At 59.5% G+C, this 13,812-nt stretch carries 13 protein-coding genes; 9 read left to right on the top strand and 4 right to left on the bottom strand.

What is annotated here, in order from left to right:
• Positions 1-27: 27 nt before the first annotated feature.
• The 3 genes from PF049_03800 to PF049_03790 form a co-directional block, all read right to left on the bottom strand.
• Positions 28-663: a polysaccharide export protein gene (locus PF049_03800; GenBank protein ID WBY17291.1), complete on the bottom strand. Its 636-nt coding sequence runs from the start codon at positions 661-663 to the stop codon at positions 28-30.
• 163 nt (positions 664-826) lie between these two features.
• Positions 827-2,230 (bottom strand): O-antigen ligase family protein, encoded by a 1,404-nt coding sequence (locus PF049_03795; protein WBY17290.1) that lies wholly within the window; start codon positions 2,228-2,230, stop codon positions 827-829.
• An 80-nt stretch (positions 2,231-2,310) separates the two neighbouring features.
• Positions 2,311-3,603 carry a sugar transferase gene (locus tag PF049_03790; protein ID WBY17289.1) on the bottom strand — a complete coding sequence of 431 codons (1,293 nt, stop codon included), beginning with the start codon at positions 3,601-3,603 and terminating at the stop codon, positions 2,311-2,313.
• Positions 3,604-3,769: 166 nt separating this feature from the next.
• Between PF049_03790 and PF049_03785 the strand changes: the two genes are divergently transcribed.
• The gene (locus tag PF049_03785; GenBank protein ID WBY17288.1) at positions 3,770-5,209 is read left to right on the top strand and encodes a polysaccharide pyruvyl transferase family protein; all 1,440 of its coding nucleotides are present in this window, start codon (positions 3,770-3,772) and stop codon (positions 5,207-5,209) included.
• Positions 5,210-5,220: 11 nt separating this feature from the next.
• Here the strand turns inward: PF049_03785 and PF049_03780 are convergent, their stop codons facing one another.
• Complete coding sequence (locus PF049_03780) at positions 5,221-5,364, bottom strand: hypothetical protein (GenBank protein WBY17989.1); 144 nt, start codon at positions 5,362-5,364, stop codon at positions 5,221-5,223.
• Between PF049_03780 and PF049_03775 the strand changes: the two genes are divergently transcribed.
• From PF049_03775 to PF049_03740, 8 genes are all read left to right on the top strand, one after another.
• The gene (locus tag PF049_03775; protein ID WBY17981.1) at positions 5,327-6,511 is read left to right on the top strand and encodes a lipopolysaccharide biosynthesis protein; all 1,185 of its coding nucleotides are present in this window, start codon (positions 5,327-5,329) and stop codon (positions 6,509-6,511) included. The two genes, PF049_03780 and PF049_03775, sit on opposite strands and share 38 nt — an antisense overlap.
• A 57-nt stretch (positions 6,512-6,568) precedes the next feature.
• A complete protein-coding gene (locus PF049_03770) occupies positions 6,569-7,822 on the top strand; it encodes a Coenzyme F420 hydrogenase/dehydrogenase, beta subunit C-terminal domain (GenBank protein WBY17287.1) in 1,254 nt (417 codons plus the stop codon).
• Positions 7,823-8,006: 184 nt separating this feature from the next.
• Positions 8,007-9,260: a hypothetical protein gene (locus PF049_03765; GenBank protein WBY17286.1), complete on the top strand. Its 1,254-nt coding sequence runs from the start codon at positions 8,007-8,009 to the stop codon at positions 9,258-9,260.
• Positions 9,257-10,216: a sulfotransferase gene (locus tag PF049_03760; GenBank protein ID WBY17285.1), complete on the top strand. Its 960-nt coding sequence runs from the start codon at positions 9,257-9,259 to the stop codon at positions 10,214-10,216. The genes PF049_03765 and PF049_03760 overlap by 4 nt, the downstream gene beginning before the upstream one ends.
• The gene (locus tag PF049_03755; GenBank protein ID WBY17284.1) at positions 10,213-11,034 is read left to right on the top strand and encodes a sulfotransferase domain-containing protein; all 822 of its coding nucleotides are present in this window, start codon (positions 10,213-10,215) and stop codon (positions 11,032-11,034) included. The genes PF049_03760 and PF049_03755 overlap by 4 nt, the downstream gene beginning before the upstream one ends.
• A 38-nt stretch (positions 11,035-11,072) precedes the next feature.
• Entirely contained in the window at positions 11,073-12,038 is a 966-nt protein-coding gene (locus PF049_03750; protein WBY17283.1) for a glycosyltransferase, read from the top strand.
• Positions 12,035-12,805: a WecB/TagA/CpsF family glycosyltransferase gene (locus PF049_03745; protein WBY17282.1), complete on the top strand. Its 771-nt coding sequence runs from the start codon at positions 12,035-12,037 to the stop codon at positions 12,803-12,805. The genes PF049_03750 and PF049_03745 overlap by 4 nt, the downstream gene beginning before the upstream one ends.
• A gap of 190 nt (positions 12,806-12,995) precedes the next feature.
• Positions 12,996-13,811, top strand: a complete 816-nt coding sequence (locus PF049_03740) for an N-acetylmuramidase domain-containing protein (protein ID WBY17281.1) — start codon at positions 12,996-12,998, stop codon at positions 13,809-13,811.
• The last annotated feature ends 1 nt before the right edge of the window (position 13,812 follow it).

Raw genomic sequence — 13,812 nt, 5'->3', positions numbered from 1 at the left:
CCTGGTCCTAAGGAGTTCGACGGTGGCTCAACGGCCCACGCGGTCGATCAAGATAGCAGTCGAAGAGAGCAGCGGAACGTACTGGAGGATCGTCTCGAGCGTCCGCCGGCGGGAGGATTCCCCAACCGTGATGATGTCGTTCGGATAGACCGCCGGGTCCGGATAGTTCCCGCGCTGGATTGCTTCCAGGTTATAGACCCCGATATATCGCCGCCCCTGAACTTCCCGTTGCACGAGGACATCCCCGGAATCCGCAAATTCGGCCAATCCGCCCGCATTGTTGACGGCCCGCAAAAGCGTTTCCGAGATTGCCGCCGGCACGGCGCCCGGTTTCGCCACCTGACCGCCCACCGATATCAAGGGCTGGGTCACCTCTTCGGGGCGGACGCGAACCTGCGGATCGACGATGTAGTCGCCGCGAAGGCCGCTCGCCAATACCGACGCCAACTGGGACGGGGTGCGGCCCGTCACGTCCACCTCGCCGACATAGGGAAACTCGACTACGCCGCGATCGTCGACGAAGTAGGTTCCACTGATCTCCTCGGCCCCGACAACGTCGATTTGCAGGTTCTGGATCGGCCCAAGCCGGTACAGGCCAACAGCTTCGGGGGCCGGCAATTCGCTCAGATCGGTAAGCTCGATGGAGCTGTCCTGGGCGGTCACCTTGGTCGTGCTGCACCCGGCGACGCCAGGTAGTATGAGGGCCGCAGCACAAAAAACGGTAAAAATGCGAGACATCCGAAACCTCTAACGAGCTTTTGCTTGATCGGACCTGAAAGAAGATGGTCCTTCACCGAGGTGATTACACGCAGGTGCGCTAAGGCGGTTACGCCGCGTATTCATCGACTTCATCCCGCGCCCGTGCTCCCCTGGAGAAAGCGGCGCTATCAAGCATAACGAACAACCACGCAACCGTTGTTTGGAAGAGAGGCGTGCGAAGAGGGTAGTCTACCAGGCTCGCAAAGGAAAGGATCACAACTATCGCCATCCAGGCCACTGTGCGCGCCGGGCCGTCCGCGCCGAGGCGGAAGACCGTGAATATCCTGCGTCCGATCAGGATCAGTGCGCAAGCCAGCAACGCAATTGCCGGAACGCCGCCTTCTATGATGATCTGCAACCAGTCATTATGGGCCTGGTTGACGTAGAACGGCGCCAGCAAGGCCGACGTCTCGAACATGTAATAGACGTCCTCGAAAGAGCCCATTCCGGAGCCCAGCAGCCAGAATGAAGAAACCATCTCGATCAGGGGGCTGTACAGCGTCCAGCGAACGTTGTCCGCAAGCGACTCGTCATACAGACGCGAGAGGGCCGGTATCTCGCCGAGCAGGAGGAAGCCGCCCGTCATGAGGGCCGGAAGGGCCAGAAGCACGGCGACACGGTGCCTGGAAATGACATCGAGTGCCGAACCCACTTTCCGCTGATACGCCCCTTTCGAACCGCGTTTTTCCTTATCCCGCCCCGCGAGAAACACGGCGAAAGCAGCAAGGAGTGCCGGCAGCATCACGATAAGCCCCTGCCGCGAACCGCCGATGAGCAAGTGGACGAAGCAGAGGAGCGATACTCCCGTCGCGAGCGCGATGAAAGCCGCGCCGCTACGGCCCTGCGTCCTGCGGGATTTGCCGCCCGCGACAGCCAATTCCATGCCGCACAGAACGATACCGATGGCGGATAGAACGACAGAGTGATTTACGTTGGCGAAAAAGCCCACCGGCCGGTCGTCATTGCTGATTTCGTAGAAATGCAGCGCATCGCCGCCCAGGACTGCATGAACGAGCGCGAGAATGGCATTCGCCCCGATGGCCAGCAGAAGGATCCGGCGAAGGTTCCTTTGCCGATCGGCCATGGGCAAGGTCGCGGCAATCAGGAGAGCCGCCAGGGGCGTGAAAAGGCCGAAAAACGTCGAGAGCGTCCGCTCCGGAGCGAAGGTGATCGGTCGCCAGACCTGTCCCAGACCGACAAGGTCGTCGATTTCGGCGATTACAGCCCTTTGCGGAAGGCTGGACCAGATTGCGTGAGGAAGCGGGATAAGCTGCGCAAGCGTCCATAGCATGTAGCCCCCCAGCAACAGCGCCGGGATCTTGAGCGAACCGAGGTTCGCAAGCCCGCCCCTGATTGCGACAAAGGCCAGCAGCAAAATGCTACCCGGGTAAAGCAGTGCGAGCTGCGGCACTTCTCCACGCGATGCACCGCCCGTGAGCAATACCAGCGCTGCGAAAATGCCTGCCGCCACATAAGGTGCGCCAGTCGATCCGGAATATTTCGCTCCAGCAGGGGTTTTCGCGCTACGCCTGCCGCGCTGCCTTGATCGACTCATTTCGCTCCGAAACCTCCGAAAATGACGCGGAAGGTCTTGAGGAAAATCAGCGCGTCGAGCCACCAGGAGAAGTGGCGAATGTAATAGAAATCGTAACCAAGCTTGTCGTCTATCTCGTCGAGATCGGTAACATGCCCCTGATTGACCTGCGCCCAGCCAGTGAGACCCGGGCGCACGATATGACGATACCTGTAGAACGGTATGGCCTTTTCGTAGGACCGGGACAGCGGAAGAGCCTCAGGACGCGGACCGATCCAGCTCATCTCGCCCTTCAGTACATTCAGTATCTGAGGCAATTCGTCGATGCGGAACCGTCTGATGATGCGACCCGCTCTGGTAATGCGATCATCGTCCGACCGGGTCATGGCGGCCTCCAGATCGGAACGGTCGCGTACCGGTTCGGCAAGCATCGACCGGAATTTGTACATACGAAACAGGTGGCCACGCATCCCGACCCGTTCCTGCACGTAAAAAACGGGCCCCTTTGAATCGAGTTTGACCCAGAGCGCAACGGCCGGGAGGATAAGGATCAAGGCAGGAAGCAGAACGATCACGAGCAGGATATCGATCAATCGCTTTGCCTTCATGTAGGCGATATTGGGAATGAGCGTTCCCAGATTGTTTTCGCGCAGGTGGTCGATCTTGACCTGCCCGGTCGTGTATTCCCAGACCTGGCGATAATGATAGACCGGCAAGCCGCTCAGCGCTGCTTCCGCTATCAGCTGGTCCCATTCCTCACTGCGGGCGTGATGCAGATCGGCGACGAGCGATCCGTTCATGCGGCGACCAATTATTTCCCGCAACGTTTCAGGGGTCAAAAGGATTGTTTCGTCCAGGCCGCCAAGCGTGTCGGCAGCACGGCCTCCAGGCACGACCCAATATCTCTGGCGGTTGCCGCGAGTGACCGCAATAAGCATGAAACTCGTGGCCGTCATGGCCAATGCGCTTAGTAGCAGGATCGAGATATTATACGGCAATCTCAAGACCAGCAGGACCAGAGACAGCGAACCGAAGACAAGGAAATTGACCGGAAGCACATAGGATAGCAACCTGGCCTTCGCATAGTCGCGCAGCCGGTTGAGAATGGACCACACCATGATCGTCGCAAGACAGATGCCGAAAATCGCAACCGTGGCCTCTTCCTGAGCAATCCGCGCGCCGTCGAACCGCGTGCGCATGGCGACAGGAAAAATGATGCCCGCGAGCACATACAAGGCCAGCTGTAACCACGCAGACGAAAGCGGATGCCTCCCAGTCATTTTTTGCTGCCGTGCGTTCGAGACCCGCATTTTTCCATTCTCTCCAGAGTGTTACGTGAGCTTCGGCACGCTGGGGCCGTATCTCGGCGGGCCTATAGGCGATATTGGGCCCTCCGGGCAATCCGCACGCCTGACCGATTGCTGCAGCAGCGAAAAATCGCAGCAGGATCGTGGCTGACCCGGCGTGACGAACAGCATGCTCCTTGCTGCCTTTATCTGTCGACAAGCTGAAGCCTGGCCGATCCATCGCAAACCCGGTCCTCGCAGACGGGTATCGCCTTCCTTTTCACCGCTATCGTGCTATCGGGACGCGAGATCAACAACCGCCCCCAGCCCGGCAGTCAATTTCGATGTTCGGTTCCGAAGGAGCTGCCATCGCCTTCGCTATGATGTGAAAGGTGGGAGGAAGTCTGTCCGATGGCCCAAAGGATCAGCAGTGCAAAAAAACAAACTTACGGTCGGGCTGTTCTGGCACAGCTTCAAATCCAATAATCTGGGCGTGATGGCCTTGACCGATGCCAACATGGGGCTGATTGCCGATGCTGCGGGCGATATCGAGATCGATTTCGTCGTCTTCGGCTCTAGAGGAAACGCAACCTTCTCTCCCCCGGACGATTACGGCCGGGTCAGGCACATCGATGTCTCTTCCGTGCTCGCGGTGAAATCCATCTTCGACGAGATCCGCAAATGCGACCTCGTATACGACATTGGCGGCGGTGACAGTTTCGCAGATATTTACGGCTGGAAACGCCTGAGCAAGGTCGCCGGGCTCAAGCTGGTCGCAGCGGCTGCGGGACGCCGCCCCGTTCTTAGCCCGCAGACGATCGGCCCCTTTACCTCGCCCAGCACCAGGGCCGTCGGGAAGACCGCCTTGCGAGCATGCGCGGATGTGTTTGCGCGCGATCGGCCTTCTTATGAACGCGCCCGGAAATTGCTTGGAAATTCCAGTTCGCCTGCACTGCACCTGTCTTCCGACGTCGCTTTCAGCCTCAAACGGCTGGAAGATTGGCCCTCGCCTTTCCCCGAAATGCAGGATGGGAAAAAGCATGTCGGGATCAATGTTTCCGGACTGCTTTATGAAGGCGGGTATGCCGGCGACAACCAGTTCGGCCTTTCGGTCAACTATCCGTCATTGATAGATGGACTGGTAGGCAACCTTTCATCCAATGCCGATGTGCAATGCTGGCTTGTGCCCCACGTGTTCAATCCGGCGGAAGAAACGATGGAGAGCGACCTTCGTGCGTCGCGCAAGGTGGTCGAGCGTTTCCCGCAGGCCAGACTTGCGCCGGTTTTCGACGGCCCTCGCGAAGCCAAGACTTTCATCAGCAGGATGGACCTCATGCTGGCGGCCAGGATGCATGCAGCCATTGCGGCGGTATCTTCTGGCACGGCGTGCGTGCCGATGGCCTATTCGGTGAAGTTCGAGGGTTTGTTCAAGAGCATTGGGTATCCCGTCGTGATGGACCTGAAATCCGTTTCCGACAGCGATGCAATGAAGCTCGTCATGGATTGCCTTGCCGATAGCGAGGCTTTGAAGGAGAAGGCTCGGACGGCAGGTGCAAACGCGATGACCGCCTTGCAACCCTATCGCGACAAGATCGCCCGCGATCTGGCCGAGGCGCAGTCCCGGCGCTGAGCGATGGACAGTCAGGGACGCGCCGAGGGCGCCGGAAAATTCTCGATGCAATCGGCGTCCGCGATCAACCGCAGGTATGGCCGCGTGCTTTTCGACTTCGCCAGCAGCGCTGCGGGCGTGGTGGCGAGCCTTGCCAATACGATCGTCGTATTCATCCTTGCCGCCCGGGCACTGGGCCCGGCTTCGTTCGGGGAATTTGCATTCTATTTCGCAATCGCATCGGGCTTTGGACTGGTGTTCGATTTCGGCTATCCCATCAGCCTTCTGCGCAACAGGCTCAGCTTCCTGCCGCAGGGCCGCCTCAGGATTCCCTTATCCTCCTTCTACGTGAAGTCGGCGATGTTCATCGTCCTGACCCCGCTTGCCGTTTTCGCGCTTGCGCTCGCCGGGGCGGAGTATCTGCTGGCCATCGTATTCTGGGCGGGAATAGCACTTCGTTCGGTCAGTAATTTCCTCGCAGCCAGTCTGCGAAGCCTCGGCCTTCACAAGGTGGACGCCTGGAACAATCTGGTTTCAAGCGCCATCGGTACAGGAGCGGCAGTCGCCGCCCTGCTTGTGGCCCCGACGAAAATGGGCTTTGCCGTGGCACTGCTGGTGGGCAGCGCCTTCGTTTTGATGCTCACCTGGCTGGCATGGCGAAGGAAATGCCGGTTCGTCCGGGTGCGCATGACGCGTGCCAGGTTGGGATCCGAACTCCGCGAGAACTTCGTTTTCTTCCTGGACGCTGTATGCAGGCGCAGCTTCGGATTGCTGGATGTCGCCATCCTGGGAATTTTCGCGTCGCCTGTGGTCGTTGGCCTCTACCAGTCGGCACAGAAGATCGTGCAGGGCGTGAACATTTTCGCCCAGCCCTTCAGCAATGTTCTGATGCCGCTGCTTTCAAAACATTCTCGCACTCCTGACAGTTTTGCCCGCAATTCGCGGCTGGCGATCATCGGACAAACCTTGTTCGGCGTCGTGTCCGGATGTCTAGTTGCCCTGGTCGGTCCATATGTGGTCCCACTGGTTTTTTCGCAGGAATTTGCAGAGGCTGGCTCCCTGTTTCCCTTTTTCGGCATCTTGATCGTGATACGGTTCGCATTCAGCGCAGTGTCGATTTCTCGTGTTGCGCAAGGGTTCATACTGGAGCGCCTTATTTCAAATGCGATGGTCCTTTTCTTTTTCGCGGTCCTGGGTTCGGCAGGGGCGTATTGGTATGGTGCCCGCGGGGTAATCGTTGCATTGACGGCGGCAACGCTTATCGGGCTGTTTTATCTTTCATTTCTCATTCGAAACCGTTCTGCCGGATTGGGCCCGGAATAGGGTTTATCCGTAAGGCGCGATGCTAACGGCCCAGCGAAAAAGCGTGGTACTGATAACGTGACCTTCGTCGAAAAAATAAAGAAATCTGACCTGTGCATCGGCTGCGGCTATTGTGCATCGTTCTCTTCCCGGCAGATGGAATATGACAGGAACGGTTTCCTTGTCCCCTCCAGTGCAGGGCCCGAACTGACGCGTTCGGAAGAGGCGTTGGTCAAGGCTGCCTGCCCTGGAAAGAATGCGGAGGACGTGTTCTGCACCGATGACGCCACGCCCGAAGTGGCTGTCGATCATCTGTGGGGGCCTTACACAACGGCCCTGACCGGTTTCGCCACCCATGCAGAGACGCGGCATACCGGGTCGTCAGGCGGCGTGTTGACAGCACTCTCACGGTATCTCGTCGAAACCGGGCAGGTGGATGGCGTCCTGTCTACAACCTATGACGAGGCATATCCGGTCGGTACCAGCAGCGAGGTCACCGATGATGCCGACGTCTTGCTGCGGGCTGGCGGTTCGAAATACTGCCCCGCTTCCCCGTTGGCGACATTGGACTACATACGCGACAATCCCGGAACCTACGCCGTCGTCGGCAGGCCGTGCGATATCGCCACGCTTCGCCGTGCGATCAAAGCCGGCGATCCAGTCGGCGACCGGATTGCTTACCTCTTCTCCTTCTTCTGTGCCGGAACGCCCAGCGATACGGGGAACCGCAAGCTCGTCAGCGATTTGGGCGTCCGGAAGTTCGAGGACCTCGACTATCTCCGCCATCGCGGAAACGGCTGGCCGGGGGATACCGTTGCGAAACTTAAAGACGGGTCGGAAAAGACCTGCACCTATAACCAGAGCTGGGGCGGGATCCTGCGGAATTACACGCATAATCTGTGCAAGATCTGCACTGACGGCATCGGCGAACAGGCCGACATCGTTGCGGCGGATGCCTGGTACGGAGACGATGAAGGCTATCCCGTGTTCGAGGAATCGGACGGACGCAGCCTGATCATGGCGCGAACACCCATCGGGGAGAAACTGCTCCGCGCAGCAATGGCCGATGGCTGGCTGGCGACCGAGGCATTCGACCTGCGCCAGCTGGACCAGATGCAGGTCGGACAGACGGCACGCCGTCTTCAATTACTTGACCGGGTAAGGGCATTCCGGGCTATGGGCCTCCCCACCCCCCGATACAGGCAGGCTGCCTTGCGCCAATACGCACGTGGGGTCCCGCTGAGCCGCAGGATCATGAACTTTGGCGCTACCGTCCGGCGCATCATACGCAAACGAATGAAGAAGGCGCCCAAGACCCGGCGGATTTCGTGACGATTCGATAACAGGGCGTGATTTGACGCGCTTTTTCCGCGCGACTACCATGCCGCCCATGGGCCCGAGGTCACAAGGGTATGACGTCGAATTATTGTCCAGCGTAATTCCGGTTTGATCGGCGCGGCAATCAATCGCCTAGGTTCGCAACACGATCTTTCTGGCAGCATGAGAATACATCAACATGCAGAATACCGGTTATTACGATGACACGAGCCGCGTCGGCACAAAGCGCGCGCCTGCCGGCTTCCGCAAGATCGTTGCCGCGATCGTCATTCTATTCAACACGCAGATATTTCTGGGTACGTCCGCCAATCCCATCGGCGTCGATGGCGTGCAGGAAGTGTTCTATGCGGCGATGGCCTTTTGGTCCATCTTCATTTTGATCGACCACAATTTGCGCTACGGGTTCGTTCACAAGACCGATATTTTCGTCTTGCTCAGCATCGGCGTGCTGGCTGCATACGGTGCATTCATGGCCAATGTACAATATGGCCAACCCCTGTATTTCGGCCTTTTGGAAGAACGGCGCATACTGGCGCTTTTCGCCTATTTTCCGATCGTCATGATGCTTCGCAACCGATGGATCACGATCTTCGAGCTGGAAAAATACTTTCTCGCCTCCGGACTGATTTGTGCCGTCATCGTACTTGGAACCACGCTCAACGTCCTTCCTTCGCTTCGCGAAACCGGTGGCGCTGAGAACCGTTTGCGCGGAGAGCGCATCTCTATCGGTTCGTCGAATATCGTGCTGTGCATACCACTTGTCCTCGCCAGCCGATTGATCGAGCCGCGAAGATACGACGTCCCGATCCTGCTTTTCCTTGCGGGAATCCTGCTGTTCGTCCTGCAGTCACGCGGGTTGATCCTCGCAGCTGCGATCTCGGTCCTTTATGTGCTGAAAGGTCCGCGACTGCCGATCGCGGCAACGGGTGCGTTCCTGTTCCTGTCCGCCGCGATGCTGCTGATCCCGGGACTGGAGGAGAGGCTGGATACGCTCACCATCCTGTTCGAACAGCTTTCGACCGAGCAATATCTGACACAGAGCTGGAGGGCGATGGCATATGACCATTCGCTCACGGCTTTCGCCTCAGGAGAATTCTGGGGTCACGGAGCGCTCTCTCCGTTGTGGTGGGGCGGCTTCGGACGCGTGATCGGCAACTTCTTCTTCCTGGCGGATATCGGCATCGTCGGCTCGCTTTTCAGATATGGTGTGCTGGCGATCGTGGTTTACGCCGGCTATTTCGCAATCCAGGTCCATATCTTTCAGGCGACACCGCCCGATCGTCGCCGCGCATTTTATGTCGCAGGTTTTCTTTTCCTGCTCGTCGGTCTGCCGGTCGGCGCTCCGCTGGAGCATCGCGGCAATCTGGTCGCGTTTTTTCTGGCAGCGACCCACTACCTCGCATATTCGAGCCCGGCACGGGTGAAGGCATGAGCGTCGACCTCATCATTGGCGGCGCCTCGAAAGCCGGCACCACTGCGCTCTACGACATGTTGAAGCAAAGCCCCGCGTTTTTCCTGCCGGAACGCAAGGAGCTGCATTATTTCTCGCGGCCCGATCTCGAAAAGACAACTGCCGGTCCCGGAGATGCAGCGGTTTTGGCAGAAATTCCGGCGACGCTGAAATCGTATCTGCACCATTACGAAGCGAAGCAGCCCGGTCAGGTCGCCGTAGACATCTCGCCATCCTACCTCTTCCATTATGGCAGTGCCGCGCGGATAGCAGAAGCCCTGCCTTCCGCGAGGGCGGTCTTCATCCTGCGCGAACCTGAGGAAAAGGTCTTTTCCCAATATGTTCACCTCGTGGGAGAAGCCCGCGAAAGCCTGTCTTTCGAAAACGCGCTGGAAGCCGAACCCTCACGCAAAAGCGCTGGGTATGCCGACATGTGGCTGTACCGGGAAAGCGGGTATTACGCGGACGCGATTGCGGCGTTCCAGCGCGCACTCGGGGCGGAAAACGTGAAAGTGATCCTGTTCGACGATTTCAGGCGCGATCCGCAAGGCGTATTGAAGGCGATCTCCCTGTTTGCAGGCGTAACGGAAGATCAGCGTTTCGACACTTCCATCAATGCCAATGTTTCCGGCGCACCGCGTTCACGGCTCCTGGCGCGCATTGCTGCACCGAACCGGTTTACGAACATTCTTCGGGCCTTGCTCCCCCCTCCGGTCGGCCAGGCTCTTCGCAGGGCCTTGCGAAAAGTGAATACAGGCGCGAAACCGGAACTGCCGGATCAGGTCCGGGCCGCCTTGCGAAGTGATTTCCGTGGCGATATCGACCGGCTCGAAGCGCTGATCGGTCGCCCCACCGGTTGGCTCGAAAACGAACCGGTCGGCATACCTGCGGTGACGCGCCGGACCAGTGACATCCAACAAACAGGCGGGCCTGCATGAAAAGCCTTTCTCAATACGCATTCGACCTGCAAAGATTTGGTCTGACGCCGGCGCGCATAGCGTCCCGTCTTGTCGGCGAGGCACGTCATGCGCCGCGCATCCTGACGGTGACGATGCCCAAGTCGGGGACCAATCTCCTCCAGAGATTGCTCGTCCTGCATCCTGCACTTAGCCGTGCGCTGCTGCCGACCCTGGGTCAGCGCAACAGGGAAAGATGGAGCGACATCGAGAAGCTGCTGGCCCCGATCGGCCCTGGACGCATCGTGTCGTCACATTTCGATTTCGATCCCGATCTCGCAGCCACGGTAGGCGACAAGCTCGGGTACAAGATCCTGCTCATGGTTCGCGATCCGCGCGATGCCGTAATTTCCGACATGCACTACATCCAGAGCTGGCCGGGTCACCCCCTGAAAGAGCGGGTCGCATCCATGAAGGATGACAAGACTCGCCTTCTCGCCATCATCAACGGGGAACATGGCGGCCGGAACATCAGGGATCAGATCCTGCGCTTCTCTGACTGGACTGGCCATGCCCATACCGTAAGGTTCGAAGATACCGTGGGAGCGCAGGGCGGCGGAACCGACGAGACGCAACTGGAAACGGTCCGCGGCATTTTCGCCTACCTGGGAATGGACGTCTCGCTGGAACAGGCGAAAGCCATCGCTGTCGATGCACGGTCCAGCAAGACACAGACCTTCCGTACCGGCCGTATCCGCAATTGGGAAACAGTGTACGACCGCGATGTCAAAGATGCCTTCAAGGCAGTCGCGGGCGATCAGTTGATCGAACTCGGTTACGAAAAAGACCACGACTGGTAAAAACGGCTGGCCTTTCGGTCGATGCCGCAAGAAAATCCATGCTCCAGACCGTCATCGTCATCGTTACGTTCAATTCGGCTGCCGACATCGAGCGCTGCGTTCGTTCGGCCGCGCATCACTGCGCGTGGCTTCAGCCCGGAACGCATGAGGTGCACGTCGTCGACAACGCATCGACTGACGATACGCGCACCATCCTGGCGCAACTGGCGCAGGAATTCGCGTGGCTGCAAATTCATCTGAACGATGAAAATCTGGGTTTCGGCAACGCCAATAATGTTGTCCTGCGAGGGATCGAGGCACGCACGTACTGGCTCCTCAATGCCGATGCCTGGCTGATCGCGGACAGTATCGGTCCCGCCCATGAACTGATTTTGCGGAACGAAGACATCGGTGTTGTCGGCCTGCCCCTCGTCTTCCCTGACGGTTCGCCGCAGACCGCCGCGTTCGAACGATCCTCGGCGTTTCGATGGTTTCTCTTTATTCTCGGCGCCCGCCGCCTCGCCAACCGGATGATTCGCAGCCCGCTGTTCAAATCGCTCATGCTGCGACTGCCGTTGACCAAGACCTTCGCCCGGACTCATGGGGTCTCCCCCCTTCCGCTGGCCGAAGCAGCCCGACCCGTCCGGGCGGACGACCTTCGCGTCCGCGATGCAAGTTGGGTCGCGGGGGCCGCCCTCGGGATCTCCCGTCCGTTCCGCGACGCCAGCGGCGGATTCGATCCGGCCATATTCCTGTATGGAGAGGACGAAGATTTGTGCCTCGAAGCACATAGGCGCGGATTTCGCGTGACCATCGTCGATGGCCCCCCGGTCGTTCACAAGCTTGGCTGGAATGCTTCCAAAGCGTTCAATTTCACCGTCGCGCGATTGAAGTATCGATCTCTCAAGTACTTCATCGGGAAGAATGTCCAATTCTTTCCCGAACGCATGGCAATGTACGCGCTTCTACCTTTCTACGTCTATGGTCGTCATGTATTCGCCGCATTGATCAGGAGCCGGTCGTGAGGGAAGCCGCACCCGTCGCAGCAAAGCTGGTCGCGAAGCAGACGATCTGCCTCGACGACAATGCCGTGCAGAAGGAGATACGCGACCTGGTCCGCCCCGACCAGCATTTGCGCGTTATCTCGTTCGTCAATGTCAACACGATCATCAAGGCACGCGAGGATGCCCGTTTTTTCGATGCAATCATGTTGTCTCACCGGGTCTACAGGGACGGTATCGGGGTCGAGATACTGATGCGAAAAGCAGGTCGCGAACCGGGACTCAACGTGAACGGAACCGACTTCATTCCCAGATTGATCGCTGCCACGCCTCGCGAACGAAAACTGGCCTTGCTCGGCACGACTGCCGGACGCGTTGCCGCCACGAGCCGGAGGCTGGAGCAGGCAGGCTTCGGCGAAATCGTACAGTGCGATGGGTTCAAGGACGAAGACCATTACGTCCGGCTGCTGGCGGAAGAGCGCCCCTCTCTCGTGATTCTGGGCATGGGCATGCCGAAACAGGAACTGCTGGCAGAGAGGTTGCTGCAAGACCCTGCATTCACTCGGACCGGGATGGTCGTGGTCAATGGCGGTGCCATCATCGATTTCATGAGCGGCGAGATCCAAAGGGCGCCCGGATGGATGCGCCGGGCCAAGGTGGAATGGGCCTATCGCCTTGCGCGCGAGCCAAAACGGTTGCTGCCGCGCTTCATCGATAACACGCGGTTCCTCCTCGCGTCGAAAAGGCTGGGCCGAGATGTGAAAACCCATCTGGACGGGAACCGCGACTAAACCGGGCTTGCGAATATCCATGGCGGGGCGCAACCGCAGAACAGTACGCAAATCCTTCAAAAGATCATTTTCCTACAGGGACTTGCGATGCCACATCCGGCTGCGGGTCCGGTGTGTTGGATTCGCCCGTGATGCCCATGCAAACGGCCTTGCGGTTCGACATCCAGCCCGCCGGAGACCCCCCCACATCATGCAGCCCATGCAGTCCACGCAGCCTGGCGCGACCACCCAGCCCTGCCCCGTCAGCGCCGACCAGTTCGCAGGCACGGCCCGGCCGATGACGCCGGACGCCATCGCCGATGCAGCCCGCTCCATCGGCTGCGATACTGCGGCGATCCATGCCGTAATCGAGATCGAGAGCAGAGGCGGGTTCGACGCCGCCCGGCGACCCCGCATCCTGTTCGAGCGACATTATTTCCACCGCCTGACCGGGGGCCGCTTCGACGAGCGGGCGCCCGACATCAGCCACCGGCGCTGGGGCGGTTACGGGCGGAGCGCGGCACAATATCGCCGCCTCGAACGCGCCATCGCGCTGGACAGGGAGGCCGCGCTTCGTTCCGCAAGCTGGGGCGCGTTCCAGATCATGGGCGACAATTTCGCCGCATGCGGCTTTGCCGATGTGGACGCCTTCATCGCCGCCATGATGGAGGGGGAGGACGCGCACCTGCTCGCCTTCACGGCGTTCCTGCAAGCTGAGGGTCTGGACGCGGCCTTGCGCGAACACGACTGGGCACGGTTTGCGCGCGGCTATAACGGCCCGGCTTTCCGCGGGCATCGCTACGACGAACGCCTCGCGGCAGCCTGGCGGCGGCATTCGGACCATGCGCTGCTGCGGGAGGGTTCGCGCGGATCGGCGGTCATGCGCCTGCAGGCGAGGCTGGATGTCGCAGTCGATGGGCTGTTCGGACCGATCACTGCCGCGGCGGTGCGCGCTTTCCAGCGTGGCCGGGGACTGGCAGCGGACGGGCTGGTCGGTCCGCGGACACGCGCCGCCTTGGACGCGTAGC

Source organism: Erythrobacteraceae bacterium WH01K (assembly GCA_027941995.1).
Classification (GTDB): Bacteria; Pseudomonadota; Alphaproteobacteria; order Sphingomonadales; family Sphingomonadaceae; genus CAJXSN01.
The sequence above is the reverse complement of the archived record's forward strand: the minus strand, read 5'-3'. Positions and strand labels throughout refer to the sequence as shown.

Bases quoted from the DNA above. Each gene is read 5' to 3' on its own strand.
- PF049_03755 (WBY17284.1), top strand. From the start codon at position 10,213: ATGAAAAGCCTTTCTCAATACGCATTCGACCTGCAAAGATTTGGTCTG.
- PF049_03765 (WBY17286.1), top strand. From the start codon at position 8,007: ATGCAGAATACCGGTTATTACGATGACACGAGCCGCGTCGGCACAAAG.
- PF049_03780 (WBY17989.1), bottom strand. From the start codon at position 5,364: ATGAATACGACGATCGTATTGGCAAGGCTCGCCACCACGCCCGCAGCG.
- PF049_03760 (WBY17285.1), top strand. From the start codon at position 9,257: ATGAGCGTCGACCTCATCATTGGCGGCGCCTCGAAAGCCGGCACCACT.
- PF049_03785 (WBY17288.1), top strand. From the start codon at position 3,770: ATGCTCCTTGCTGCCTTTATCTGTCGACAAGCTGAAGCCTGGCCGATC.
- PF049_03740 (WBY17281.1), top strand. From the start codon at position 12,996: ATGCAGCCCATGCAGTCCACGCAGCCTGGCGCGACCACCCAGCCCTGC.
- PF049_03790 (WBY17289.1), bottom strand. From the start codon at position 3,603: ATGCGGGTCTCGAACGCACGGCAGCAAAAAATGACTGGGAGGCATCCG.
- PF049_03750 (WBY17283.1), top strand. From the start codon at position 11,073: ATGCTCCAGACCGTCATCGTCATCGTTACGTTCAATTCGGCTGCCGAC.